The following is a 25709-nucleotide window of genomic DNA, read 5'->3' as shown; positions in this document are numbered from 1 at the left end:
CGGCCGGCTGCGGCCGAAGGTACCGCTGAAAACTTTTTTTGCATCCGCTGCATCCAAACGCGGCGCCGGGGGCTAGTGACGAGGGTGAGCTTCGGCCACACCGATGTCCCAACCCCCCACAAGGAGATCCTTCATGCAAAAGATTGCCCCCACCGCACTCGCCCTCGTTGCCGCCATCGGCCTGTCCGCCTGCGCCGGCATGGCGCCGTCGTCCCCGATGTTCAGCCAGGCGGCGCTGCCCGACGCCGTCAAGGTGCCGGACGGCCACCGCGTCGTCATGGAGACCGTCGGGGTCGGCGAGATCACCTACGAATGCCGCGCCAAGGCCGGCGCCGCGGGCGTGTTCGAGTGGGTGTTCGTCGGCCCCAAGGCCGACCTGAACAGCCGTGCCGGCGCCAAGGTCGGCACCTACTTCGGTCCGCCGGCGACCTGGGCGTCCAGCGACGGCTCCGCCATCACCGGCACGCAGGTGGCCGTGTCGCCGTCCACGCCGGGCAACATCCCGCTGCAGCTCGTCAAGGCCAACCCGGCCACCGGCGCGGGCGCGATGCAGGGCGTGAGCTACGTGCAGCGCGTGGCCACCCAGGGCGGCGTGGCGCCAAGCCTGCCTTGCGATGCGGGCAGCACCGGCCGCAAGGAAGTGGTCAAGTACCAGGCCGACTACATCTTCTGGAAGGCGGCCTGATCCAGGCTTCGGGTGGGCTAGAGTCCACGCGGACCCGACGCCCACCCGCTGCCCTTGCCCGCCACGCTCCCCCCGTTCGACTACGAAGCTGCCTTGCTCGCCTGCGCGCGGGGCGAGCGCTTTGCGTTGCGCGCGCTGTACGAGCGGGAGTCGCGCTGGCTGCTGGGCGTGGCGCTGCGCGTCGTGCGTGACCGTGAACGCGCCGAGGACGTGCTGCACGACGCCTTCATGCAGGTCTGGGAACACGCGGCCACCTACCAGCCCGCGCTGGGCTCGGCACGCGGCTGGATCTACACCGTCGTGCGCCATGCGGCGCTGAAGGCGGTGCGCGACCCGGGCCGGATGCAGGTGATGGACGTGACGGAACTGACCGCCTTGTCCGACGCGCAACAGCGTGACGCTGGCGCCGAAGACGACCGTGCGCTGGACACCGACAGCCTCGAACGCTGCCTGCAGCGGCTGGATGAATCGCGCCGCGCCTGCGTCGTGCACGCGTTCGTGGACGGCTACACGCACGAGCAGATCGCCGCACGGCTGAACACGCCGCTGGGCACGGTCAAGTCGTGGATCAAACGCAGCCTGGCGAGCCTGAAGGAGTGCTTGGCTTGATCGACCTCCGCGACCTGCGCGACCCCGCCGAACGTGACGCCGCCGCGGGCGAGTACGTGCTGGGCACGCTCGACCCGGCCGACCACGCGGCCGTGGCCGCCGCGCTGCCCCAGGACGCGGCGCTGCGTGCGGCGGTCTACGCCTGGCAGGACCGCCTGCTGCCGCTCAGCGCGCAGGCGCCCGCTGTCCAACCCCTGCCCGCGCTGTGGACTCGGCTGTCGCTGGCGCTGGATGCCAACGCCCCGTCCCGCCAGGCGCCCGCCGGCCGCGCGCCGTGGTGGCAGGGCTTGCGCTTCTGGCAAGGCCTCAGCGGCCTGGCGCTGGCGGCGTCGCTGGTGCTGGCGCTGCGCCTCGTGGCGCCGGTGCCCGATGGCCAGCGCTATGTCGCCCTGCTCGAAAGCCCCGACGATCGCCGCGCTGCCGGCTGGGTCGTGGAGCTGCAGGCCGGCCACACGCTGCGCCTCGTGCCCGTGGGCGACACGCCGCCCGTGCCGCCAGGGCGCGCGCTGCAGTTCTGGACCAAGGCCCAGGGCGCGGCAGGGCCCACGTCGCTGGGCCTGGTGCGCGCCGGCCAGACGGTGGAGATGCCCGTCGCGCGGCTGCCGGCCGTGGGGGCGCAGCAGCTGTTCGAGATCACGCTGGAGCCCGAGGCCGGCTCGCCCATCGGCCGCCCGACCGGTCCCATCCTGTTCGTCGGCCGCACGGTCGCACTGTGAGCGTCAGGGCCTGAACGAGCGGTACACGCCGCGCCGCTGCGGCCGGCTCAGCACCAGCTGCCAGAGCTGGCCCTGGCGCGAGCGGAAGAAGCCGGCGCAGCTCAGCAGGTAGTAGCGGAACATGCGGCGCAAGGCCTCGTCGTAGCGGGCGCCGAGCCTGGGCCACGCGGCCTCGAGGCGGTCGGCCCAGGCCATCAGCGTGAGGTCGTAGTCCGGCCCGAAGTTGTGCCAGTCCTCGACGATGAAGCGCCCCTCGACGGCGGCGGCGAGCTCGGCTGGCGAGGGCAGCTTGCCGTTGGGGAAGATGTAGCGCTCGATCCACGGGTCGGTGTGCGGCGCACGGCGGTCCACGCCGATGCTGTGCAGCAGGAACAGGCCGTCGGGCGCGAGCAGGCGGTGCGCGGTGTCGAAGTAGGCGGGGTAGTTCTTCAGCCCCACATGCTCGAACATGCCCACCGAGACGATCTTGTCGAAACGGCCCTGCAGCGAGCGGTAGTCCTGCAGCAGCAGCGTCACGGGCAGGCCCGCGCAGCGCGCCTGGGCGAGCGCGAGCTGCTCCTTGCTGATGGTCACGCCCGTCACGCGCACGCCGTGGTGCTCGGCCGCGTAGCGGGCCAGGCCGCCCCAGCCGCAGCCGATGTCCAGCAGCGTCTCGCCGCGCTGGAGCTCCAGCTTGCGGCAGATCATCGCCAGCTTGTGCTCCTGCGCCTGTTCCAGGTCTTGCGCATGCTGCCAGTAGCCGCAGGAATAGATCATGCGCGAGTCCAGCATGGCCTCGAACACGTCGTTGCCGACGTCGTAGTGGCGCTCGCCCACCTGGTGCGCGCGCGCCACCGTCTGCAGGTTGAACAGGCGCTGGCGCAGGCTCTCCGCAACCAGCTTCAGTTTGGCCAGGCCCGGCGCGGTGCGGTCCAGGTCGGCGCGCAGCAGCCGATCGAACAGCAGGTCCAGGCGGTCGCAGTCCCAGTCGCCGTCGACGTAGGACTCGCCGGCACCCAGCGACCACTCGGTCAGCAGGCGGCGGTACAGCCGGGGGTGGTGGACGCGCAGGTCCCAGGGGCGGCCGCCGTTGAAGCGCACATCGGCGCGCGCGAGCAGGTCACTGAGGACGGACGGCGCGGTGGCGTCGAGGGCGGCGGACACGGACTGCATGTGCGGCAAGGTCTCGAGGACGTGGCCGCAAGTTTGCCGCCGCCGCGGCCGCTGACGCGTTTCAGCTTGTCAAGGCCTTCGCGACTGAAGGTAAATCATGGGCTGCCGGGCAGGCCCCAGGCGAACGGGTCGGCCGGGTCGACGATCAGCGTGGCCTCGGCGCTGATGAAGGCCTGGCCGCGGATGGTCGGCACGACCTGTCCCCCGGCGGCCTCGTACCAGCCTTCGAACACGCTGCCGATGACGCTGGCCTGGCGCCACACGTGGCCAGGCGCCAGCTTGCCGTCGGCCGCCAGGCAGGCCAGCTTGGCGCTGGTGCCGGTGCCGCAGGGCGACCGGTCGTACTGGCGGCCCGGGCACAGCACGAAGCTGCGCGAGTCGGCCAGTGCCGGGTCGGCGTCGGCGAACAGCTCGATGTGGTCGATGACCGCGCCGTCCCGGCCCCGGTGGCCTTGCGCGTGCAGCGCCTCGCCCAGCATCGCGGCGTAGTCGGTGAGCGCGGCGACGTGCGCGGGCGCGACCTCCTGGCCGTGGTCGGCGCACAGGAAGAACCAGTTGCCGCCCCAGGCGATGTCGCCGGTCACCGTCTGGCCGGTCGGCAGCGTCACGCGCACGCCGGCGGCCAGGCGGTACGCCGGCACGTTGCGCACGCTGACGCGGCCATCCGCGTGCAGCGTGGCGGTGACGTCGCCCACCGGCGTCTCGATGACATGCTCGCCGGTGGCGAGCTGGCCGATGTGGGCCAGCGTCGCGATCAGGCCGATGGTGCCGTGGCCGCACATGCCCAGATACCCGGCGTTGTTGAAGAAGATCACGCCGGCCGTGTGCGCCGGGTCCTTGGGCGTGCACAGCAGCGCGCCCACCAGCACGTCGCTGCCGCGCGGCTCCAGCAGCGTGGCGCGGCGGTAGCGGTCGTGCTCGCGGGCCAGCCGCTCGCGGCGCTCTGCCATGGTGCCGGTGCCCAGGTCCGGGAAGCCGCCGATGACCACGCGCGTCGGCTCGCCGCCGGTGTGCGAGTCGATGATGACGAGGCGTTCCATGGCGGGGCTCACGGTTGCGACTGCCACTGCGCCGGCCGCGTCGCCAGCGCCTTCGCCACCAGCGCCTCGACCTGAGCGCGCTCGGCGCCGACCAGCGGCAGCCGCGGGCGGCGCATGTGCTCGCTGCCCACGCCCACCAGCGCGTCGATGAGCTTGAGGTTCTGCACCAGCTTGGTGGACACGTCCAGGTGCAGCAGCGGCGTCATCCAGCGGTAGATGGCGCGGGCCTCGTGCCAGCGGCCCTGCTGCATGAGGTCGAACAAGGCCACCGTCTCGCGCGGGAAGGCGCAGCCCACGCCCGCCAGCAGGCCGTCGCAGCCCAGCGCCAGGCCTTCGAAGGCCAGGTCGTCCACGCCCATGAAGAGCTGGTAGCGGTCGCCCAGCAGGTTGCGCAGGTCGGTGATGCGGGTCACGTCGCCGCTGCTCTCCTTGATGGCGGCGACGTGTTCGCAGTCCGCCAGTTCGGCGAAGTGCTCGGGCTTCAGGTCCACGCGGTAGGCCACCGGGTTGTTGTAGACCATCAGCGGCCGCTGCGCCGCGCTGGCGAAGGCGCGCACGTTGGCCATGGCCTCGCGCGCGTCGGCCACGTAGATGACCGAGGGCATGACCATGTAGCCGGCCACGCCCAGTGCGTTGGCGCCCTCGATGAAGCGCAGCGCCTCGCGCGTGCTGGTCTCGGACACGGTGGCCAGCACCGGCACGCGGCCGTTGGCCGCATCCAGCGCGCAGCGGGCCACCGCGAGCTTCTCGTCCAGCGTCAGCGTGCTGGCCTCGCCCAGCGAGCCGCAGCAGACCACGCCGTGGATGCCGTTGCGGATCTGGAAGTCGATGTGCCGTGCGGTGCCGGCGAAGTCCAGGCTCTCGTCGGCGTGGAACTTGGTCGTGACGGCGGGGAAGATGCCGCGCCAGGGAACGTGGTGCATCGGTGGGGCTCCGGCTCAGGGACCCCCATGATGGCGCAACTACGGCGTCAGAACGATGCCCAGTCGTCGTCGGCCACAGCGCTGGCGGCCGCCGGCGCCAGGCGCGGCTTGGCGTAGGCAGCGCTGGCGGCCGCGTCCGGCCGCGTCGGGGCGCGCCTGGCAGCGGCCGTGGGCGCCGCAGCCGCGTCGAGCCTGAAGGTCGACACCGCCGCGGCGAGCTGGCCGGCCTGGACGCGCAGGCTCTCGGCCGCCGCGGCGCTTTCCTCCACCAGCGCGGCGTTCTGCTGCGTGACCTGGTCGAGCTGGCTGACCGCATCGCCGATCTGCGCGATGCCTTGGCCCTGCTCGGTGCTGGCGTCGCTGATCTCGCTGATCAGGTCCGCCACGCGCTGCACCTGGCCCACCACCTCGCCCATCGTGCGGCCGGCTTCGCCCACCAGGTGGTTGCCGGCCTCCACGCGCTCGACGCTGGCATGGATCAGCGTCTTGATCTCGCGCGCCGCCTCGGCGCTGCGCTGCGCGAGCAGCCGCACCTCGCCGGCCACGACCGCGAAGCCGCGGCCCTGCTCGCCGGCGCGCGCGGCCTCCACGGCGGCGTTCAGCGCCAGGATGTTGGTCTGGAACGCGATGCCGTCGATGGTGACGATGATGTCGGCGATCTGCCTGGCGCTCTCGGTGATCTGCGCCATCGTGCCGACCACCTGGCCCATGACCTGGCCGCCGTTCTCGGCCACGCGTGCGGCGCTGCCGGCGAGCTGGGCCGCCTGGCGGGCCGTGTCGGTGTTGTGGGTGACGGTGGCGCTGAGCTGCTCCATCGACGCCGCCGTCTGCTGCAGGTTGCTCGCCTGTTCCTCGGTGCGCTGGCTCAGGTCGGCATTGCCCTGCGCGATCTGGCCGCTGGCCGTCGCCACGCTGTCCGCGTTGCCGCGCACCTTGCCGACGATGCCCACCAGTGCGTCGTTCATGCGCTGCAGCGCCGCCAGCAGCTGGCCGGCCTCGTCCTTGCGCGTCGTGGCCAGGCGCAGGCGCAGGTCGCCCGCTGCCACCGTTTCGGCGGCGGTGACGGCCTGCCGGATCGGCGCGACGACCGAGCGCGTGATCAGCCAGGCCAGCGCCGCGCCGGCCGCGACCGCAGCGGCGGCGGCCACGAGCACCGCGATGGCGGCAAAGTCCACGAGGTCGTCGGTCGTCTGGGCGGCATCCTTCATCAGCGTCTTCTGGAAGGCGATCAGCCCGTCCAGCGCCGAGGCGTACTGCTGTTGCAGCTGGTGCGTCTCGCCCACGAGCAGGTCGCGCGCCGTCTCGGCCTCGTCCTTCAGCCCGAGGTCGATGACGCGCTGCACGGCGGCGTTGTAGGGCGTGCGCGCGTCGGTGGCGGCACGCAGCAGTTGCCGGCCCTTCTCGGACGTGATCGAGTCGCCCAGCGTCTTCATCAGTTCGCCATTGCCGGCGCGCGCGGTGTCGATGATGGCCAGCTCCTGCCGCTTCGCGGCCGGATCGGGCAGCAGCACCAGGTTGCGGGCGGCCTGGCCGATGGTGGACAGGTTGTGCTTGACCTGCTCCAGCCGCTCGACCTTGACCATGCGGTCCACGACCATCAGCGCCAGCTCGTCGTTGATGTGCATCAGCGCGTTGCGCGCATAGGCGGCCAGCAACACGCTGAAGGCGATGCAGACGGCAAAGGCCAGGCCCAGCCGCAGGCCGATGCGCAGGTCGGTGAGGTAATTCATGACGGTGTTTCTTGTGTCTGGCATGGGGGGCACGAGTCTGTGTCATTCTTTGGGCTCGATGCGAGCGGCGTGCGTGCACTAATGCCGCCATCGACGCTTGGAGTTAGGCATGAGCAGCAATGTGAATCTCGGCGACCGCGTGCTGGCGCTGGTGGCCACGCCACCGGAGCCCGACGTCGCCCGCAGCCCGCGGCCGCGCGACGCGGCGACCCGCGTCATCGACGGTGCCGCCAGCAAGGCCGCGCTGGCGGCCGGCACGCTGGCCCTGCCCGTCGGGCCGCTGGGCTGGGCCACCATCGCGCCGGAGATGCTGGCCGTGTGGCGCATCCAGCGCCAGCTCGTGGCGGACGTGGCGGCGCTGTATGGCCGCAGCGCCGAGCTGGGGCCCTCGCAGATGCTGTGGTGCCTGTTCCGCCACACGGCGGCGCAGGCGCTGCGCGACCTGTCGGTGCGCGTCGGCGAGCGCGTGCTGGTGCGGCCGGCCGCCCAGGCGGTGCTGCGCAGCGTGGCCACGGCGGTGGGCATGCAGCTCAGCCAGCAGGCCGCCGGCCGCGTGCTGTCGCGCTGGGTGCCGCTGGTGGGTGCGGCGGGCGTGGGCGCCTATGCCTACTGGGACACGCGCCAGGTCGGTCGCGCAGCGCTGGCGCTGTTCGAACACGAAGGCGTCATCGACAACCCTGTGTAACTTCGGTGACGGGCCTGACACACTGCGGCCCCATGGAACTCCCCGCCATCCTCGACATCGAGGCCTCCGGTTTCGGCCGGGGCAGCTATCCGATCGAGATCGGCTTCATCGGCACCGACGGCGCTTTGTTCTGCAGCCTGATCCGCCCCGAACCCGAGTGGCAGCACTGGGACGCTGCCGCCGAGACGTTGCATGGCATCAGCCGCGAGCTGTTGCAACGCCATGGCCGCCCGGTGCAGTGGATGGCCGAGCAGATCAACGCGCGGCTGGCCGGCCAGGTCGTCTATTGCGACGGCTGGGGCCAGGACTACCCCTGGCTGGGGCGGCTGTTCGATGCCGCCGGCCTGCAGCCCAGCTTTCGGCTGGATGACCTGCGCCGCCTGCTCAACGAGGACGAGGCACAGCGCTGGCGCGGCGTGACCGACACGGTACGCCGACGCATGCGCTTGTCCCGCCACCGCGCCAGCAGCGATGCGCGCGTGCTGCAGCTGGCGCTGAAGGAACTCTGGAACGGCATGGCCGCATGAGCTGATAGCGACCGGCGCACCGGCCGATCACATGCGGATCACAGGCTGCCGCCGCGCCAGCAGCCGCGCCCCGCGCGCTTGGCCTCGTACAGCCGCGCATCCGCCTGCGCGACCAGCGCCTCCAGCGTGACGGCGCCCATCGTCGCGAGGCAGCAGCCCAGGCTCACGCCGATCTTCAGCTCCAGTTCGCCGATGTGATACGGCAGGCTGATGGCGTGCAGCAGCTTGTCGGCCACCGTGGCGGCATCCGCGTCCTGGTGCAGCGCCGGCAGCAGCACGGCGAACTCGTCGCCCCCCAGCCGCGCGACCAGGTCGCTGGGCCGCAGCGCGTGGCGCAGGCGCAGCGCGACGGCCTTCAGCAGCGCGTCGCCGGTCGGGTGGCCGTGCTGGTCGTTGACGGGCTTGAACCGGTCGAGATCCAGGTAGAGCAGCGCCACGCGGCGGCCCGAGCGGTCGGCCAGCAGGCGGCGCGCGCCATCGTCGAAGCCGGCGCGGTTCAGCAACTGGGTCAGCGCGTCGGTCTGCGACGCCAGGCGCAGCCGGGTTTCCTCGCGGCGGGCTTCGGTCACGTCGACCTCGATGCCGATGACGCCTTCGATCTGCCCGCTCTGCACGCGCAGCGGCGCGTACTGCAGGTCGAAGCTGCGGCCATCGCGGTCGGGGCTGCTGCTGGCCACGTCCGCGCGGCGTGTCTCACCGGCCAGTGCCGAGGCGATCAGCGGCGCGCGCGGCGCGTAGTCGGCCGGGCCGAACAGCTCGGCCAGCGGTTGGCCCACCCAGTCCTGCAGCCGGATGCCGCGCTGCTGCTCGAAGGCGGCGTTGAAGAAGATCACGTGGCCGCGCGTGTCGCCGACGAGGAACTGCGCACGCGCCGTGTGCGCGACGGCCAGCAGCATGGCCTCGCTGCGCTCGCGTTCACGCTGCGCGCGGACCTGCGCGGACACGTCGCGCAGGATGACGGAGATGGTTTCCACGCGGCCGCGCACGTCGCGGTGCATCAGCACGGTGCAGTCGAATGGCAGCGCATCGCCGCCGAGCTGCACGCGGGCACGGCCACGCCAGTGGCCCTCGCGCAGCGCCACCGGCAGCACGTCGCGCCGGTACAGGTCCAGCTGCTCGGGCGAGAAATAGCGGGAGACGTGCTCGTGGTCCAGCGGCGCGTCCGCCGCCAACCCCAGGCGCTGCCGCGCGGCCGGGTTCAGGTAGACCACGCGACCGTCCTCGCGCGCCTGGCAGATGATGTCGGGCGTCATGTCGAAGATGGCGGCCAGCGTCTGGCGGGCCTTCTCCTGCTCGCCGTGCTCGGTCACGTCTTCCACCGTGCCCGCCTGGCCGGCCACCTGGCCGTTGATGACGATGGGCGCGCTGCGCATCGAGATCCAGCGGATGCGGCCGTCGTCGCCGCGCTTCATCTTGCGCACCATGTCGATGGGTTCGCCGGTGGCCATGTGGTGCTTCCAGCGCTGGATCAGCATGTCGCGCTGCTCGGGCTGCACCAGCTGCGTCCAGCCCCAGGCGATGTCCTCGCGCTTCATGCCATGCACGCGCAGGTAGCTGTCGTTCACGTAGACGATGCGGCCCGCCTCGTCGCTGCGGAACAGGCCCAGCGGCATGGCGTTGCTGGTGGCCTGCAGCGCCGCTTCGCGCAGTCGCGCGGAGCGTTGCATCAGGGCCAGCCAGCGCGCCAGCAGCACCAGGCCCACCGTGGCCAGGAGCGCTGCGGCCAGCACGGCAGCGCGCTGGCGGCGGTGGTCGGCGAGCGTGGCGTCCTCGGTGTCGGACATCAGCAGCTTGAGGCCGAAGTCGCCCAGCGTCACGTAGGCGCCGATGCGTGCCCGGCCGTCCGTGGAGGCGCCGGTGCTGGAGAAGACACCGTCGTTGTCGCTCAGCTCGCGGCGCGACGCGGGGAACTGGTCGAACAGGTTGCGGCCGACGAAGCCCGGCGCGTCGGGCTGGCGCGACAAGGCCAGGCCGTCGCTGCGCAGCAGGACCAGGGACGCGGTGGGCTGCGGCGTGAACAGGCTGTGCACGTCGCGCAGCCGCTGCAGGTCCACCACGGCCATGACCATGTCGTAGTCCTCCAGCGGGCGCGACAGGCGCATCAGCAGCGGCAGGCGGGGGTGGTCGTCGTCGGCGCGGCCGCCCAGCTGCAGCGGCAGGCCCAGCACGAAGCCGTCGGCGACCGCGCCTGCCGCCTGCGTGAACGCGGTGGTGCCCTGGATGCTGGCGCCGTCGTCTTCGGCACCGGCCTGCAGGCGGCGGACCTTGCCGGTGCGCGCGACGAGCATCACGTCGACCAGCCGGCTCGAGCTGTTGCGCACACCCTCTGCGAGCTGCGCCAGCGACGGGTCGGCCAGCGGCTCTTCACCGCGGCGGCTGTTGAGCCACAGGTCGACCAGGCGCATCGCGCTCTCGGCCTGGCGCAGCACGGGCTCGGTCTGCATCGCCACGGTGCGCACGGCCGTCGCCAGCTCGCGGCGCTGCTGGGCGCGCAGCTCGCCGGGTTGCTGGATGACGTACCAGGCGACGGCGGCCCACAGCGTCAGGATGACCAGGCCGAAGGCCAGCGCCGGGGCCAGCACCAGCGCGCGGTCACGCCAGCGCCAGCGGCGTGCGAGGCGGTGTTGCGCGGTGCTGTGTGGCGGGTCGCTGGGCGAAGTCGTGGCGCTCATCAACGGGTGGGGGCTGCGAAGATTGTGCGCCCCGCCCATCCCGGCGAGCGCCTACGGCGCGGCGAAAAGACCGGCGTATTGCTCGCGCAGCAGCTTCTTCTGCACCTTGCCCATCGCGTTGCGCGGCAGCTCGGCCTGCACGATGACGCGCTTGGGCACCTTGAACCCGGCGATGCGGTCCTTCAGCGCGAGGATGAGCGCGTCAGGCGCCGGCAGTTGCCCGGCGCGCGCGGTGACGACGGCGACGACGGCCTCGCCGAAGTCCGGGTGCGGCACGCCGACGACGGCGGATTCGCCCACGCCCGGCAACTCGTTGAGGAAACCCTCCACCTCGGCCGGGTAGACGTTGAAGCCGCCGCTGATGATGAGGTCCTTGCTGCGGCCGATCAGTGTCAGCACGCCGGCATCGTCCATCTGGCCGACGTCGCCCGTCTTGAACCAGCCGTCGACCGTGAATTCCTCGGCCGTCTTCTCGGGCATCTGCCAGTAGCCGCTGAACACGTTCGGGCCGCGCACCTGCACATGGCCGATCTCGCCGGCCGCGCAGGCCTGGCCGTCGTCGCGCACGATGCGCAGGCCCACGCCGGGCAGCGCGCGGCCCACGGTGCCGGGGCGGCGCTCGCCGTCCGCGGGCCTGCAGGGGTTGGAGGTCAGCATCAGCGTCTCGCTCATGCCGTAGCGCTCCAGGATCTGGTGGCCGGTGCGCTCGAACCAGGCCATCCACGTCTCGGCCAGCAGCGGGGCCGAGCCGCTGATGAACAGGCGCATGCCGGCGCAGTTGTCGCGCGTCAGCGTGGGCTCGTGCAGCAGCCGCGTGTAGAGCGTCGGCACGCCCATGAAGACGGTCGCCTCGGGTAGCCGGCGCGCCACGATGCCCGGGTCGAAGCGGTTGAACCAGATCATCTTGCTGCCGTTCAGCAATGCGCCGTGCGACGCGACGAAGAGGCCGTGGACATGGAAGATGGGCAGCGCGTGCAGCAGCACGTCGCCGGAACCGGCGCGGGGCCGCGCCCGGGCCGGTTCGCCCCCCTCGGAGGGCCAGGCGCTTTGCGCCAGGTTGGGGGGCTGGGGTCTTTTCCAGTCCCAGTAGCTTTGCAGCGTCTGTGCGTTGGACAGCAAATTGCCGTGGCTGAGCATCGCGCCTTTGCTGCGCCCGGTGGTGCCGCTGGTGTAGAGGATGGCGGCCAGGTCGTCGGTGCCGCGTTCGGCGGGCGCGTGCACGTCGCTCATCTGCGACGAACGGTCCAGCAGCGTGCCGCTGCGGTCGTCGTTCAGCGTGAACACCCAGCGCACGCCGCGCTGGAACGCCAGCTTGCTGATCCAGCCGAAATTCCTGCCGGCGCAGACGACGACGGCCGGCGCGGCGTCGGCGATGAAGTGCGCCAGCTCGGCCGCGTGGTAAGCCGGGTTCAGCGGCAGGTAGACGTGGCCGGCGCGCAGCACGGCGAGGTACAGGATCAAACCCTCGACGCTCTTGTCCGTGTGCACGGCGACGCGGCTGTCGGCGGGCAGCTCCAGCTTCGCCAGCCAGTTGGCCATCATCGCGCTGCCGCGTTCGAGGTCGCGCCAGCTGTAGAGGGCGCCCTCGGCGTCGATGGCGGTCGCGGCGAGGTCGGCCGGAAAGCCGGCGCGCAGGGCGGTGTAGAGGTTCATGGCCGCGCGATTATCGAAGCCCGCCACGAGACCCCGGGGCCGCGGCCGTCGTGCATCACTTGCGGGCCGAGCGTCGGGCCGCCCCAAGCCGGCCCGCGCTGGCGATGTGCTGGCGGCTCGATGCCGCCGGCATCGCCGTCCCCTCGGGGGCTGAGGCCGGACACAGTGCGCCCAGTGGGCGCACTGTGCCTGCCGAAGAGCTGCGGCGTTGCCGCAGCGCGGTCTGCAAGACCGGCCGGCCGCGCACGCGTTCAGCGGCGCGGCCGGACGAGGGGCCTCAATTCGGCTCGGGCAGTTTCAGCCAGCGCTGCAGCCGGGTGCGCAGCGCGACGAAGTCCAGCGGCTTGGTCAGGTGCTCGTCCATGCCCGCGTCGATGCTGGCGGCCACGTCGGCATCCAGTGCATGCGCGGTCAGCGCCAGGATGGGGAAGGGGGCCAGCGTGCCCTCGCGCTGCAGCGCGCGCAGGCGACGGGCGCATTCCAGGCCGTCCATGCCCGGCATCTGGATGTCCATCAGCACGAGGTCGGGGGCCGCGTCGGCGCAGGCCGCCAACGCTTCCAGGCCATTCTTGGCCAGGCGGGCCTGCAGGCCCATCAGCGAAAGGAATTCGAGCGCGACGACCTGGTTGATGTGGTTGTCTTCCACCAGCAGCACCTGGGGTTGGTGCCGGCCCAGGGGCACGGCCCGCGGGGCGGTGTCAGGCGCATCGGCGTCGGTGCCGTCAGCGCCAGCGCTCAGCCAGACGGGCGCTTGCAACAGCACGGCCCCAGGCAGCCTCAACTTGTCCATCCCCATGTCCTCGATTCACGACTCGTTGTTATCAGCCCTTTGACGGGCGCGGCCATTGTTGCCGTTGCCGGGGCCGCGCGCAACCGACGACCCTCAAATATGCGGTGGGTCGCCGCCTGGCAGGTCGGCCTGCGTGCTGACAGTTTTCGTCAACGCCGCTCCCTACACTGCTCGCCTTTGTCGTTTTGAACCCACCATGTCCGACGGTCTGATCCGCATCCGAGGCGCCCGCCAGCACAACCTCAAGAATCTCGACCTCGACCTGCACACCGCGGAGCTGACCGTCGTCACCGGCCCGAGCGGCTCCGGCAAGTCCAGCCTGGTGTTCGACACGCTGTATGCCGAAGGCCAGCGCCGTTACGTGGAGACGTTCTCGGCCTACGCGCGCCAGTTCCTGGACCGCATGGACCGCCCGGCCGTGGACAAGGTGGACGGCGTGCCGCCGGCCATCGCCATCGACCAGACCAACCCGGTGCGCACCAGCCGCTCCACGGTAGGCACGATGACGGAGCTGAACGACCACCTGAAGCTGCTCTTCGCCCGGGCCGCGGAGCTGTTCGACCGCAAGACGGCGCTGCCGGTGCGGCACGACACCGCGCAGAGCATCTACGCGGCGCTGATGGACCGCACGGTGGCTGAGGACCCCAGATTGGTGCTCACCTTCCCCGTCGAGCTGCCGGCCAACACGACGGCCGAGCAGGTCGAGCAATGGCTGTCGGCCAGCGGTTTCACGCGCGTGCAGGCCGAGCGCGAGGTGGACGGCAAGAAAGTGCTGGACGTGGTCGCCGACCGCTTCCGCATCCAGGGCGCGGACAAGCAGCGCGCGATGGAGGCCATCGAACTGTCGCTGAAGCGCGGTTCGGGCCGGCTCGCCGTCTACGTGGGCGACCAGGGCGAGACGCTGTGGCGCTTCTCCACCGGCCTGCACTGTCCCGAAAGCGACATCCGTTATGCCGATCCGCAGCCGGCGCTGTTCTCGTTCAACTCCGCCTTCGGCGCCTGCGAGGCCTGCCGCGGCTTCGGTCGCGTCATCGGCGTGGACCTGGGCCTGGTCATCCCGGACGACCGCAAGACGCTGCGCAACGGCGCGATCAAGCCCATGCAGACGCCGGCCTGGAAGGACAGCCAGGACGACTTGCTGAAGTACGCCGGCGAGGCCGGCATCCCGCGCGACACGCCGTGGAAGGAGCTGAGCCCGGCGCAGCGCGAATGGGTCATCGGCGGCACGCCGAACTGGAACGGCAACTGGAACAAGCAGTGGTACGGGGTCAAGCGCTTCTTCGAGTACCTGGAGAGCAAGGCCTACAAGATGCACATCCGTGTGCTCCTGTCCAAGTACCGCAGCTACACCGAATGCCCGAGCTGCCACGGCGCGCGGCTGAAGACCGAGGCGCTGCTGTGGCGCGTGGGCAGCAAGGCGCTGGCCGATGCGGCCCTGCCGGCCACGCAGCGCTTCCTGCCGGTGGGCGTGGACTGGCGTCGTGAACAGCTCGAAGCGCTGCCGGGCCTCAGCCTGCACGACCTGATGCAGCTGCCCATCCAGCGCCTGCGCGACTTCGTCGATGGCCTGCAACTGCCCAGCTCCATGCTGGACGAGGCGCTGAAGCTGCTGCTGGACGAGATCCGCCACCGCAGCCGCTACCTGTGCGACGTGGGCCTGGGCTACCTGACGCTGGACCGGCAGAGCCGCACGCTGTCCGGCGGCGAGGTGCAGCGCATCAACCTGACCACCGCCCTGGGCACATCGCTGGTCAACACGCTGTTCGTGCTGGACGAGCCCAGCATCGGCCTGCACCCGCGCGACATGGGCCGCATCGTGCAGGCGATGAAGCGGCTGCGCGATGCAGGTAATACGCTGGTCGTCGTCGAGCATGACCCGGCGGTCATGCTGGCGGCTGACCGCCTCATCGACATGGGCCCCGGCCCCGGCGAGCGCGGCGGGCAGATCGTCTACGACGGCACACCCGAAGACATCCGCAGCGCGGACACGCTGACCGGCGCCTACCTGGGCGGGCGCAAGCATGTCGGCATGGGCCTGAAGCGGCTGGTGGACGAGTCAAGCCCCAAGCTCATCCTCGAAGGCGTGCGCGAGCACAACCTGAAGGACGTGTCCGTCGCCTTCCCGCTGCAGCGGCTGGTCGTCGTGACCGGGGTGTCGGGTTCGGGCAAGAGCACGCTGATGCAGGACGTGCTCTACCCCGCGCTGGCGCGCCAGTTCGGCAAGGCCACCGAGACGCCCGGTGCGCACGACCGGCTGCTGGGCGGCGACTTCCTGGCCGATGCGGTGTTCGTCGACCAGTCGCCCATCGGCAAGACGGCGCGCTCCAACCCGGCCAGCTACGTCGGCGCCTTCGACGAGATCCGCAAGCTGTTCGCCGACGCACCTGTGGCGCGCGAGCGCAGCTACACGGCCGGCATGTTCAGCTTCAACGCCGGCGACGGCCGCTGCCCGACCTGCGGCGGCTCGGGCTTCGAGCATGTCGAGATGCAGTTCCTCAGCGACGTCTACCTGCGTTGCCCGGACTGCGACGGCAAGCGCTTCCGCGCCGAGATGCTGGACGTGAAGCTGGCGTTGAAGGACCGCGACCTGAGCGTGGCCGACGTGCTGGAGCTGACGGTCGCCGAGGCCGTGGACCTGTTCAGCCCGTACCGCGCCGTGCTCGCCAAGCTGCAGCCCATCGTCGACGTGGGCCTGGAGTACGTGCGCCTGGGCCAGCCGGTGCCGACGCTGTCGGGCGGCGAGGCGCAGCGCCTGAAGCTCGCGGGCTTCCTCGCCGAGGCGGCCGCGTCACCGCGCTTTGGCGTGGCCAAGAAGGGCACGCTGTTCCTGTTCGACGAGCCGACGACGGGCCTGCATTTCGACGACATCGCCAAGCTGATGCGCGCGCTGCGCAAGCTGCTGTCCGCCGGCCATTCGCTGATCGTCATCGAGCACAACCTGGACGTCATCCGCGCGGCCGACTGGCTGATCGACCTGGGGCCAGAGGGCGGCGAGACCGGCGGCGAGATCGTCTGCGTCGGCACGCCGGAAGACGTGACCGCGCACGCGACCTCGCACACCGCCGCCGCGCTGCGCGACTACGCGCTGCACATGGACCGCCCGGCCATAGCTGTGGAGGAAGGCCGGCCGCTGCAGGCCATCGTGCGCGCACGCCGCCAGGCGGACGAAGCCATCAGGATCGTCAACGCCCGCGAGCACAACCTCAAGGGCCTGAGCGTGGACATCCCGCGCGGCAAGTTCAACGTCGTCACCGGCGTCAGCGGCTCGGGCAAGTCCACGCTGGCCTTCGACATCCTCTTCAACGAGGGCCAGCGCCGCTACCTCGAGTCGCTGAACGCCTACGCACGCAGCATCGTGCAGCCGGCCGGCCGGCCCGAGGTGGACGCGGTGTGGGGCATCCCGGCGACCGTGGCCATCGAGCAGCGCCTGAGCCGCGGCGGCCGCAAGAGCACGGTCGCGACGACCACCGAGGTCTGGCACTTCCTGCGGCTGCTCTACGTGAAGCTGGGCGTGCAGCATTGCGTCAACGACGGCGCGCCGGTGAAGCCGCAGAGCGTCGAGTCCATCGCCGCGCAGCTGATGCGCGACTACCGTGGCCAGCACGTGGGCCTGCTCGCGCCGCTGGTGGTGAATCGCAAGGGCGTCTACACCGACCTCGCCAAATGGGCGAAGGGCCGTGGCCACACGCACCTGCGCGTGGACGGCGAGTTCCTGCCCACGTCGCCGTGGCCGCGCATCGACCGCTTCAAGGAGCACACGCTGGAGCTGCCGGTCGGCGACCTCGTCATCGCCCCCGAACGCGAGGCCGAGCTGCGTGAGTTGCTGGCCCGCGCGCTGGACGTGGGCAAGGGCGTGCTGCACCTGCTCAGCCCCCTGGATGGCCTGACACTGGAGGGCGGCGCGACCGGCGCCGGCGTCGGCACGGTCAAGGTGTTCTCCACCAAGCGCGCCTGCCCGGTCTGCGGCACCAGCTACCCCGAGCTGGACCCGCGGCTGTTCTCGTACAACTCCAAGCACGGCTGGTGCACCAGCTGCGTCGGCACCGGCCTGGCGCTGACGCGCGAGCAGCGCAAGGCGCTGGACGACAGCGTGCAGGACGACGACAACCGCGGCCGCGAGCAGAGCTTTCCGTCCGAGGAAGCCGAGGTCGAAGGCCTGACCGACGCCGCCTGCCCGGATTGCCACGGCACGCGGCTCAATGCCACGGCGCGCTCGGTGGAGTTCGAGCACAAGGCCATCGGCGACGTAGCCGCCTGGAGCGTGGGCGACGCGCACACCTGGGTGAAGGGGCTGCACCTCGAAGGCCGCGACGCCGACATCGCGCGGGACGTGGTCAGCGAGATCCTCGGCCGGCTGGAGTTCCTGCAGGAGGTGGGGCTGGGCTACCTGACGCTGGACCGCGCGGCGCCCACGCTGTCCGGTGGCGAGGCGCAGCGCATCCGCCTGGCCGCGCAGCTCGGCAGCAACCTGCAGGGTGTCTGCTACGTGCTGGACGAGCCCACCATCGGCCTGCACCCGCGCGACAACCAGATCCTGCTGAAGGCGCTGGCGACGCTGGGCGACAAGGGCAACACGCTGGTCGTCGTTGAGCACGACGAGGACACCATCCGCCGCGCCGACCACATCATCGACATCGGCCCGGGCGCCGGCAAACGCGGCGGGCGTGTGGTGGCCCAGGGCACGGCGGCGGAGCTGGCGCTGGCGCCGGATTCAGTCACCGGCCGCATGCTGGCCCATCCGTTGATCCACCCGCTGCAGGCCCGGCGCGCCATCGAGGCGGATGCCCCCCGGCTGACCGTGCTGAACGCGTCGCTGCACAACCTCAAGGGCGTGACGGTGGACGTGCCGCTGCACCGGCTGGTGGCCGTGACCGGCGTGTCCGGCTCGGGCAAATCGACGCTGGCGCGCGACGTGCTGCTGGCCAACATCGCCGTGGCCGTGCCGCTGCGCAAGGCACCGGCGAAGTGGACCGGGTGCGACGGCATCGAAGGGCACGAGCAGGTGGACCGCGTGCTGGAGGTCGACCAGACCCCCATCGGCAAGACGCCGCGCTCCTGCCCGGCCACCTACATCGGCTTCTGGGACGCCATCCGCAAGCTCTTTGCCGAGACGCTGGAGGCCAAGGCGCGCGGCTATGCGCCGGCCCGCTTCAGCTTCAACACCGGCGCGGGCCGCTGCCCGGGCTGCGAGGGCCAGGGCATGAAGACCATCGAGATGAGCTTCCTGCCGGACGTGAAGGTGCCGTGCGACCAGTGCCATGGCCAGCGTTTCAACCCCGAGACACTGGGCGTGACCTGGCGCGGCAAGAGCATCGGCGATGTGCTGGCGATGGAGGTGGACGAGGCGGTCGAGTTCTTCGCGGCGATGCCGTCCATCGCGCACCCGCTGCAGTTGCTGAAGGACGTCGGGCTGGGCTACCTGACGCTGGGCCAGCCGTCACCGACGCTGTCGGGCGGGGAGGCACAGCGCATCAAGCTGGTGTCGGAGCTGGTCAAGGTGCGCGACGACGTGGCCCGGCGCGGGCAGAAGGCGCCGCACACGCTGTACGTGCTGGACGAGCCGACGGTGGGGCTGCACATGGCGGACGTGGAGAAGCTGATCCGGGTGCTGCACCGCCTGGTGGCGGGCGGGCACTCGGTGGTGGTCATCGAGCATGACCTGGATGTGATTGCTGAAGCCGACTGGGTGTTGGATCTGGGGCCGGAAGGTGGCGATGCCGGCGGGCGTGTGGTGATAGAGGGAACTCCTGAGGAAGTGGTGTCATCAGGAAGCCATACGGGTGTGGCGTTGAAACCGGTTCTGCGACGTGGTTAAAAATTCTGCTGGTTGAGTAGCGCTACGTTTCTCAAAAATTGAGACTCCTCACTATCAGGAGCCTCCATGAACCATTCGGACCCCGTCTACGTCGTCGATTTTCGGAAATCGGATAGCTTTGGTCGAATTGAACGCGCTCAGCCGGGCGATGAGGTCGACATTCTTGTGCGGTTGGAATTGCCTGCGGATTCCCCCGGTGTCCGAGCAAAAGGACGTCGAAGTGATGACGGGACATCATTTGAGATTGCCGTGCTCACCGACGATGGGCCTGAGGCGCACTCTTGGACGTGGGACTTTCTCCGTGAGGCTTTGCTCATACACCGTGGTACCTCCGGGGGGTGAGCTGAGGATTGCCTTTGCGAAGGTCCTCATGATCCGGCGCTGAGTTGCCGGGATTCCGCCCCGGCGGGCGGGTAACTTTCTTCTGCGGCGCCAGAAGAAAGTCACCAAAGAAGAGGCGCTGAACCGCACACGAGCACCAAGTGCCGTGGGCAGGGGTCAAAGCTGCTTTGGTGTTGCGCCCAGACGCGACCCGCTGTGCTCTCGCTGCTGTCCCTATGACGAGCGCCATGGTTCGCCGCTTTACGCCCATTAACGCCGGCTGCACGCCGGGCTTACCAGTCAATACCGCGTCGCTCGGTGATGTCACGGGGGTGAGTGACCGGGTGTTGGGGTTCGCTGCGCTCACCCCAACCTACCAGGAGAACGAGCCGTCGCGTCGCCCGAGCGACGCTGCCTTCGGTATTGCTGGTGAGCCCGGCGTGCAGCCGCGCGTTCAGCGGGCAGGTGGTGCGATGGACGCTGTTGGTGATAGAGACAGCAGCGAGAGCGAAGCGGGTCGCGTCTCCGCAGCAGCCCTTCGGCTGTTGCACGGCGCAGCTCGTGCAAGTGGCGCTGGTGTGCGGTTCAGGGCCTCTTCTTTGGTGACTTTCTTCTGGCCCCGCAGAAGAAAGTTACCCCGCCGCCGGGCGGGACTCCCGGCATGGGCCGTGGCAGAAAGCGGAACCGGCCAAGCGTTACGAATGGAACTCGCAAAACGGCTCCATAGAATTTGTCGCCCCTAACCCTAGGGGGTAGTTCAGGAGACCCCCTTGAAGCCCGCCACCTTCGCTGCCCTCGGCAGCCTGGCCTTTGCGCTCGCCTTGTCGACCGCAGCGCCACTGCAAGCGCAAACCGCTACAGCCACGACCCCGACGCTGGAACAGATCTTCCGCGCCGAACCCTACAAGGGCACGGACGCCAAGGACGCCGCCTTCAGCCGCAGCGGCCGTTACCTGGCCTACCTGTGGAACCCGTTCGGCGAGCCCGGCACGGACCTGTGGGTGCATGACACCCGCACCGGCAAGACGCAGCGCATCACGTCGCCGCAGGCGATGGCTGCGTTCGACGCGCCGGAGGACCTGGCGCGCTTCGACAGGAAGCTCAAGCAGCGCAACACCGAATACACCGAGCGCCAGGCCAGGGAGGTCGCGCAGCAGGCCTACCTGAGGGGCGACAAGGTCGACCTGTCGCAGTGGGAAACCGCGCAGATCGAGGTGCTGAAAAAGGAACTGGCCGAGAAGAAGGCCAAGGACGACGCGCAGAAGGCCGCCGACAAGGCCGAGGCCGACGCCGAGAAGCTGGCGATGGCGGCGCTGGCCGCGAAGCGCGGCGGCAAGCCGGTGCCCGCTGCCGCACCGGCGTCGGCCGCGTCTGCCACCGACAAGAAGGACGACACCAAGAAGGACGACAAGGACAAGGAGCTCTGGGAGCTGCGCGACGAGCTGAAGAAAAAGCTGGTGCGCGAGAAGCTCAAGAACGCCGACCTGTATCCGGGCGTGGCGCAGTTCGTCTGGGCACGCAAGGCCGACGAGCTGGTGTTCCAGTACCGCGGCGGCCTGTACCGCTGGAAGGCGGACGACAAGGCGCCCACTGCGCTGCTGGCGACGCAGCGCGATCTGCGCGTGGTGGCCTACACGCCGGACGACGCCGGCATCGTCTACATGGACGACAGCCGCGTGCTGCGCAGCCACTTCCGGCAGGCCGGCGTGCAGGTGCTGAACCGCGAGCTGATCATTCCGGACGAGGAGCAGAAGAAGTACCGCATCGACCAGACCGCTGTCAGCGAGGACGGCCGCTGGATGTCGCTGCTGGCCCGCGCGCCGGTGAACCCGCCGGGCGCCGACGGCAAAGTGCCGCCGCCGCCCGCGGCCAAGCAGGTCGAGATCATGAATTACAACGACCGCTGGGCCACGGCCAAGAAGGTCAACCGCGAGGTGTCGGACGACAAGCGCACCGAGAAGCCGCTGGCGCTGTACATCCGCCAGGTGCCCGCCGCGGGCGAGGCGCCGCGCAGGCAGCCCGAGCCGGTCTTCACGAACAAGGGTGGCGACGTCTGGTTCGAGATCAGCCCCATCGCCTGGGCGCGCGACGGCAGCCGCTACGCGTTCACGACCTGGGAGCGCGAGAAGGAGCTGCTGCGCGTCTACATGGGCCAGGCGGATGAGAACGCCAAGCCCCAGGTCGTGCTGGAGCGTCGCGGCGATGTGGGCCACGAGGTGGTCAACGTGCTGCAGCCGCGCTTCACGCCCGACGGCAGGACGCTGGTGCTGGCGCTGGACGAGGCCGGCTGGCGCCAGCCCTATGCCATCGACGTGGCCACGCAGGCGCTGCGCCCGCTGGTCAAGGGCGAGTTCGAGGCCCACCAGGTCATCGGCTTCACGGCCGACAGCAAGGCGATGTTCGTGCTGGCCAACCAGGGCGACACCGCGGCGATGAACGTCTTCCGCGTCGACATGGCCAGCGGCGCCATGCAGGCGCTGGGCCGGGCCGGCGAGTTCCACCGCGGTGCGGCGGCGTCGGAGGACGGCCGCTGGGTCAGCGCCAACGCCGGCAACTGGGCGCAGCGCCCCGAGCTGAAGCTGATCTCCGGCGAAGGCAAGGGCCAGCCGCAGGTGCTGACCGACAGCAGCGACAAGGCCTGGGCGGCCGTGAACGTGATGCAGCCCCAGCGCTTCAACTTCACCAACCGCCATGGCGACCGCATCGAGGCCTACGCCTTCAAGCCCGCCGGCTGGACCGCGGCCGACAAGCGCCCGGCCATCGTCTACGTCTATGGCGGCCCGCTGAACGACCGCCACATCGTCGAGGTCGACAGCTTCCACAACACCGCCTACCTGTTCAGCATGTACATGGCCGCGAAGCACGGCTACGTGGTGGTGGCGGTGGACCCGCGTGGCCACAGCAACTACGGCCGCAAGTTCTCGGACGCGAACTGGGAGCGCCCCGGTGAGCCGCAGGCCGAGGACCTGGAAGACCTGGCGAAGCTGCTGCCCATGCAGTTCGGCGTGGACGGTGCGCGCGTCGGCCTGACTGGCTGGAGCTTCGGCGGCTTCCAGACGCAGTACACGATGTACACACGGCCTGACGTGTTCGCGGCCGGCATCGCCGGCGCGGGCCCGACGGAATGGGAGAACTACAACAGCTGGTACAGCGGCCGCACCATCGGCAAGGTGGACCGCAGCAAGCCCAACCTGCGCAAGTACTCGCTGCTGCCGCTGGCGCGCGGCCTGAAGAAGCCGCTGCTGCTGGTGCACGGCATGCAGGACCCGAACGTGCTCTACCAGGACACCGTCAACGTCTACCGGGAGCTGCTGGACACCGGCAAGGAATCGCTCGTCGAGCTCTTCCTCGACCCGGACGGCGAGCACGGGCTGGGCGGCGTGGTGAAGCCCGCGTCGCTGCACCGCAAGTACGAGGCGTTCTGGGTGCGCACGCTGGGCGAAGGGCGCTGAGCGTGTTCGATGCGGCCCGCACGATCAGGCCTCACCTCAGCGCCGCCTGCAGCCGCCGCCACGGCGCCTGCCGGTAGTCGCTCGCCCAGGCGCGGGCGGCAAAGGCCTGGCGCGCCAGACTCTCCTGGTGGCGGGCTGTGGCGGTCTCGCCCTGCGCCAGTGCACAGAGGCCGGCCAGCGCATGCAGCCGGGCCTGCTCGGTGTCCAGCGCATCGTCGGGGTCGCGTGCCGCCATCGCCAGGCTGGCCTGCAGGTCGGCCAGGCCGCCCGCGTGCTGGCGCCCTGCGCAGCGGGCCTCGCCGCGCAGCGCCAGCGCCATCTGCGTGTCGATGCGGCTGATGCGGTCGTCGCCGGCCGGCGTCAGCAACGCCGCGGGTATCGCGGCGGCGGCCTCGGTGGCCCGGCCGGCATCCAGCAGCACCCGGGCCTTGGCCAGCATCACCATGTGCGCATAGTGCAGCGGGTTGGCCGTGCCGCCATCGCGCGCGGCCGGGAAGTCCGGCGCCTGCGCCAGCAGCGCCAGGGCGTCGGCGGCGCGGCCGCCGGCCGACAGGTTGGTGGCCGCGCTGGCGTACTGGAAGGCCGTCATCGGGTGCCGCGCGTAGCCGCCGTCGATGCGGGCCTGCAGCGCCATGCGGTAGTAGCGGTCGGCGTCGGCATGCCGGCCCACCGCCTGGTAGATCTCGCCCACCGTGTGGCCCAGCCGCAGCCGTTCGGCCGGTGTGCGTGCGTCCGCCTCCAGCGCCTGGCGGCTGCGCTCGATGAGGGGCAGCGCTGCGGCGATGTCGCCCATCTGCGCGAGTACCGTGGCTTCGTAGAGGTCCAGCGGCGCGGTGACCTCGTCGGGCAGCGTCTCGCCGCGGGCCGCCAGGCGCGCGCGGCTGGCGCGTATCGTCGCCAGCGCGTCATCGCCATCGATCTGGAAGAAGCCCGTGTAGCGGGCCACGGCAATGCGCGCCGCCACGAGCGATGCGCGCACGGCATGCGCGCCACCCAGCCGCTCCAGCGTCGCGAGCGCGGCATCGAGCTGCGCCTGCAGCGCGCGTGACTGGTCGGCGGTCAGCAGCGCCTCGACCGCGGCCAGGCGCAGCGCGACGACGTCCAGCGCGTTGGGGCCGGCGGCGGCGAGGCCGGTCGACACGGCGCGGCGCAGCAGCGGCAATGCCTCGTCGCGGCGGTTCTCTGCCATCAGCAGGCGGCCGCGCAAGGATTGCGCCCAGGCGGCCGGCAGCGTGGGCGTGCCCTGGGGCAGGTGCGCCTCGATGGCGGCGAGCAGCGGCGCGGCATCGGCAAAGCGGTGGCGGGCGACCAGGCTGCGCACCAGCAGCAGCTGGGCCTGGATGTCGGCAGGCTGCAAGGCCAGCGCTTGCCGCGCGCTGGCTTCGGCCGCCCCGGGCTCGCGTGCGTCGAGCTGGGCCGCGGCCTGCTGGCGCAGTGCCTGGCCGCGCTCGGCAGGCGCGGCGTTGGCACTGTCCAGCGCAGCCAGGCGGCGGATGCCGACTGCCACGGCCAGCCGCGGTGCGCCCATGTCCACCAGCAGGTGGCTCAGGCCGCCGTACAGCTCGGCGCGCACGGCGGGCTCGAAGCGCGGCTCGATGAGCGCCGTGCTGCGCGCCAGCAGCTCGTCGGGCGTCTGGCCTGTGGCCGAGGCCGGGGCCTGCAGCTTGAAGACTTCGGTCACGAAGGCGCGCGCCGCCTGCTCGCGGTCGTTGGCCGCGGCGGCGCGCTGGGCCTGCACGACGGCAACGCCGGCCCCCAGGCACAGCACGACGAAGACGCCGCTGGCCGCCGCCACCGCGCGCCGGTGCCGCTGCCCGGCCGGCCCCAGTCGCTGCTGCTCGCGCTCCAGTGCGGTGGCGAAGGCGGCGGCACTGGCGGGCCGATGCCTGGCGTCCGTCGACAAGGCCTGCAGCAGCAGTGCGTCCAGCCTGCCGCGCAATGCCCGGCGGCGCGCCGGGTCGCCGCAGTGCGCGCTGGGCGGCTGCACGGCAACCGCGCCAGCGCGAGCGCCGGTCATGCCATGCGGCAGTTCGCCGCAGAGCAGTTCGTAGGCAAGCACGCCCAGCGAGTACACGTCGCTGGCCTCGGTGGCCGGTTTTCCGGCGAGCTGCTCGGGTGCCGCATGGGCGGGCGTCAGGCCGCCGGAGGCCGGCGTCGTGGCAGCGCCGGCGCGCAGCGTCGCGATGCCGAAGTCCACGAGGCGTGGCGTGCCGTCTTCGGCCACCAGCACATTGCCCGGCTTCAGGTCACGGTGGATGACGCCGTGTGCATGCGCATGCGCCACGGCACGCGCGACCTGCGCCAGCAGCGCCAGCGTGGCGGCCACGTCCAGCCGCTGCTGCTTGACGTGCAGGTGGATGGGCAGGCCGGTGACATGCTCCATCGCCAGGTAGGGCCGGCCCAGCACATCGATGCCGGCGTCGTACAGGCGCGCGATGTGCGGGTGCTCCAGCCGTGCGGCGATGCGCAGCTCGGCGGCCAGCCGCTCGGCCAGCGCGGTGTCGCCGCTGCGCGAGCGGCGCGGCAGCTTCAGCGCCACCTCGCGGTCGTACACGCCGTCGTCCCGCTGGGCGCGCCAGACGCTGCCCATGCCGCCGCGTCCGATCTCCTCGATCAGCCGCCAAGGGCCGACGTGGTCGCCCGGCGCGGCCGGTGCCTCGTTCGACGCAGGCCGGCGCGGCAGGGTGGCGAAAGCGCCACTGTCGTCCAGCCGCGCATGGTCGGCCAGCATGCGGGCCAGCTCGTCGCGCCAGCGCGGGTTGTCGAGTTGCGCCAGCCAGGCTGCGCGCTCGCCCGGCGGCAATGCCAGCGCCTCGTCCAGCAGCGGGCTGAGCGCGGCGAGGTCGGCGGGCGTCAACGAAGCCATGTGGGTGATCTCGGGACGAGCGCTGGGCCGCTCCCGAGCCGGCCCGTCTGGCGATGCGCTCGCGGCTCAATGC

Annotated in this window: 16 protein-coding genes; 8 read left to right on the top strand and 8 right to left on the bottom strand. The window is 71.0% G+C overall.

What is annotated here, in order from left to right; all coding sequences use genetic code 11:
• Window positions 1-133: 133 nt before the first annotated feature.
• From ACO07H_RS21065 to ACO07H_RS21055, 3 genes are read left to right on the top strand one after another with little or no spacing between them, the layout of a single operon-like run.
• Window positions 134-685, top strand: coding sequence for a DUF3455 domain-containing protein (locus ACO07H_RS21065; RefSeq protein WP_422017796.1), 552 nt, complete (start codon window positions 134-136; stop codon window positions 683-685).
• A 48-nt stretch (window positions 686-733) separates the two neighbouring features.
• Window positions 734-1294, top strand: a complete 561-nt coding sequence (locus tag ACO07H_RS21060) for a sigma-70 family RNA polymerase sigma factor (protein WP_422018669.1) — start codon at window positions 734-736, stop codon at window positions 1292-1294.
• Window positions 1291-2010 carry an anti-sigma factor gene (locus ACO07H_RS21055; protein ID WP_422017794.1) on the top strand — a complete coding sequence of 240 codons (720 nt, stop codon included), beginning with the start codon at window positions 1291-1293 and terminating at the stop codon, window positions 2008-2010. Before ACO07H_RS21060 ends, ACO07H_RS21055 begins: the two co-directional genes overlap by 4 nt.
• Before the next feature lie 3 nt (window positions 2011-2013).
• On the opposite strand, the gene cfa is transcribed toward ACO07H_RS21055, so the two are convergent.
• From cfa to ACO07H_RS21035, 4 genes are all read right to left on the bottom strand, one after another.
• Window positions 2014-3162: a cyclopropane fatty acyl phospholipid synthase gene (gene cfa, locus ACO07H_RS21050; protein ID WP_422017792.1), complete on the bottom strand. Its 1149-nt coding sequence runs from the start codon at window positions 3160-3162 to the stop codon at window positions 2014-2016.
• Between the two features lie 95 nt (window positions 3163-3257).
• The gene (locus tag ACO07H_RS21045) at window positions 3258-4202 is read right to left on the bottom strand and encodes a 4-hydroxyproline epimerase (protein WP_422017790.1); all 945 of its coding nucleotides are present in this window, start codon (window positions 4200-4202) and stop codon (window positions 3258-3260) included.
• A gap of 8 nt (window positions 4203-4210) precedes the next feature.
• Window positions 4211-5125: a dihydrodipicolinate synthase family protein gene (locus ACO07H_RS21040; protein WP_422017788.1), complete on the bottom strand. Its 915-nt coding sequence runs from the start codon at window positions 5123-5125 to the stop codon at window positions 4211-4213.
• A gap of 47 nt (window positions 5126-5172) precedes the next feature.
• Window positions 5173-6855 (bottom strand): methyl-accepting chemotaxis protein, encoded by a 1683-nt coding sequence (locus tag ACO07H_RS21035; RefSeq protein WP_422017786.1) that lies wholly within the window; start codon window positions 6853-6855, stop codon window positions 5173-5175.
• Window positions 6856-6964: 109 nt separating this feature from the next.
• Here ACO07H_RS21035 and ACO07H_RS21030 point away from each other — a divergent pair, with 109 nt between their 5' ends.
• Both ACO07H_RS21030 and ACO07H_RS21025 read left to right on the top strand, forming a co-directional pair.
• A complete protein-coding gene (locus tag ACO07H_RS21030) occupies window positions 6965-7540 on the top strand; it encodes a hypothetical protein (protein ID WP_422017784.1) in 576 nt (191 codons plus the stop codon).
• A 32-nt stretch (window positions 7541-7572) separates the two neighbouring features.
• Window positions 7573-8067: a hypothetical protein gene (locus ACO07H_RS21025; RefSeq protein WP_422017782.1), complete on the top strand. Its 495-nt coding sequence runs from the start codon at window positions 7573-7575 to the stop codon at window positions 8065-8067.
• Between the two features lie 38 nt (window positions 8068-8105).
• Here the strand turns inward: ACO07H_RS21025 and ACO07H_RS21020 are convergent, their stop codons facing one another.
• The 3 genes from ACO07H_RS21020 to ACO07H_RS21010 all read right to left on the bottom strand — a co-directional run bounded on the left by ACO07H_RS21020 (window position 8106) and on the right by ACO07H_RS21010 (window position 13182).
• Window positions 8106-10739, bottom strand: coding sequence for a diguanylate cyclase domain-containing protein (locus ACO07H_RS21020; RefSeq protein WP_422017780.1), 2634 nt, complete (start codon window positions 10737-10739; stop codon window positions 8106-8108).
• A gap of 51 nt (window positions 10740-10790) precedes the next feature.
• A complete protein-coding gene (locus tag ACO07H_RS21015) occupies window positions 10791-12392 on the bottom strand; it encodes a malonate--CoA ligase (protein ID WP_422017778.1) in 1602 nt (533 codons plus the stop codon).
• A 277-nt stretch (window positions 12393-12669) separates the two neighbouring features.
• Window positions 12670-13182 (bottom strand): response regulator, encoded by a 513-nt coding sequence (locus ACO07H_RS21010; protein ID WP_422017776.1) that lies wholly within the window; start codon window positions 13180-13182, stop codon window positions 12670-12672.
• 196 nt (window positions 13183-13378) lie between these two features.
• Between ACO07H_RS21010 and uvrA the strand changes: the two genes are divergently transcribed.
• The 3 genes from uvrA to ACO07H_RS20995 all read left to right on the top strand — a co-directional run bounded on the left by uvrA (window position 13379) and on the right by ACO07H_RS20995 (window position 22770).
• Entirely contained in the window at window positions 13379-18997 is a 5619-nt protein-coding gene (gene uvrA / locus ACO07H_RS21005; RefSeq protein WP_422017774.1) for an excinuclease ABC subunit UvrA, read from the top strand.
• Window positions 18998-19063: 66 nt separating this feature from the next.
• A complete protein-coding gene (locus ACO07H_RS21000) occupies window positions 19064-19339 on the top strand; it encodes a hypothetical protein (RefSeq protein WP_422017772.1) in 276 nt (91 codons plus the stop codon).
• Between the two features lie 749 nt (window positions 19340-20088).
• The gene (locus ACO07H_RS20995) at window positions 20089-22770 is read left to right on the top strand and encodes a S9 family peptidase (RefSeq protein ID WP_422017770.1); all 2682 of its coding nucleotides are present in this window, start codon (window positions 20089-20091) and stop codon (window positions 22768-22770) included.
• A gap of 31 nt (window positions 22771-22801) precedes the next feature.
• Here ACO07H_RS20995 and ACO07H_RS20990 read toward each other — a convergent pair whose 3' ends face one another.
• On the bottom strand, window positions 22802-25636 hold the full coding sequence (locus ACO07H_RS20990; protein WP_422017768.1) for a protein kinase domain-containing protein: 2835 nt from the start codon (window positions 25634-25636) through the stop codon (window positions 22802-22804).
• Window positions 25637-25709: the final 73 nt, after the last annotated feature.

This window comes from Roseateles sp. (assembly GCF_965229315.1).
In the GTDB taxonomy this organism is placed as follows: Bacteria; Pseudomonadota; Gammaproteobacteria; order Burkholderiales; family Burkholderiaceae_C; genus Pelomonas.
The sequence above is the reverse complement of the archived record's forward strand: the minus strand, read 5'-3'. Positions and strand labels throughout refer to the sequence as shown.

Coding starts and splice junctions, on each gene's coding strand:
- ACO07H_RS21045 (WP_422017790.1), bottom strand. CDS start 4,202: ATGGAACGCCTCGTCATCATCGACTCGCACACCGGCGGCGAGCCGACG.
- ACO07H_RS21000 (WP_422017772.1), top strand. CDS start 19,064: ATGAACCATTCGGACCCCGTCTACGTCGTCGATTTTCGGAAATCGGAT.
- ACO07H_RS21020 (WP_422017780.1), bottom strand. CDS start 10,739: ATGAGCGCCACGACTTCGCCCAGCGACCCGCCACACAGCACCGCGCAA.
- ACO07H_RS21035 (WP_422017786.1), bottom strand. CDS start 6,855: ATGAATTACCTCACCGACCTGCGCATCGGCCTGCGGCTGGGCCTGGCC.
- ACO07H_RS20990 (WP_422017768.1), bottom strand. CDS start 25,636: ATGGCTTCGTTGACGCCCGCCGACCTCGCCGCGCTCAGCCCGCTGCTG.
- ACO07H_RS21030 (WP_422017784.1), top strand. CDS start 6,965: ATGAGCAGCAATGTGAATCTCGGCGACCGCGTGCTGGCGCTGGTGGCC.
- cfa (WP_422017792.1), bottom strand. CDS start 3,162: ATGCAGTCCGTGTCCGCCGCCCTCGACGCCACCGCGCCGTCCGTCCTC.
- ACO07H_RS21040 (WP_422017788.1), bottom strand. CDS start 5,125: ATGCACCACGTTCCCTGGCGCGGCATCTTCCCCGCCGTCACGACCAAG.
- ACO07H_RS21015 (WP_422017778.1), bottom strand. CDS start 12,392: ATGAACCTCTACACCGCCCTGCGCGCCGGCTTTCCGGCCGACCTCGCC.
- ACO07H_RS21010 (WP_422017776.1), bottom strand. CDS start 13,182: ATGGACAAGTTGAGGCTGCCTGGGGCCGTGCTGTTGCAAGCGCCCGTC.
- uvrA (WP_422017774.1), top strand. CDS start 13,379: ATGTCCGACGGTCTGATCCGCATCCGAGGCGCCCGCCAGCACAACCTC.
- ACO07H_RS21025 (WP_422017782.1), top strand. CDS start 7,573: ATGGAACTCCCCGCCATCCTCGACATCGAGGCCTCCGGTTTCGGCCGG.
- ACO07H_RS21065 (WP_422017796.1), top strand. CDS start 134: ATGCAAAAGATTGCCCCCACCGCACTCGCCCTCGTTGCCGCCATCGGC.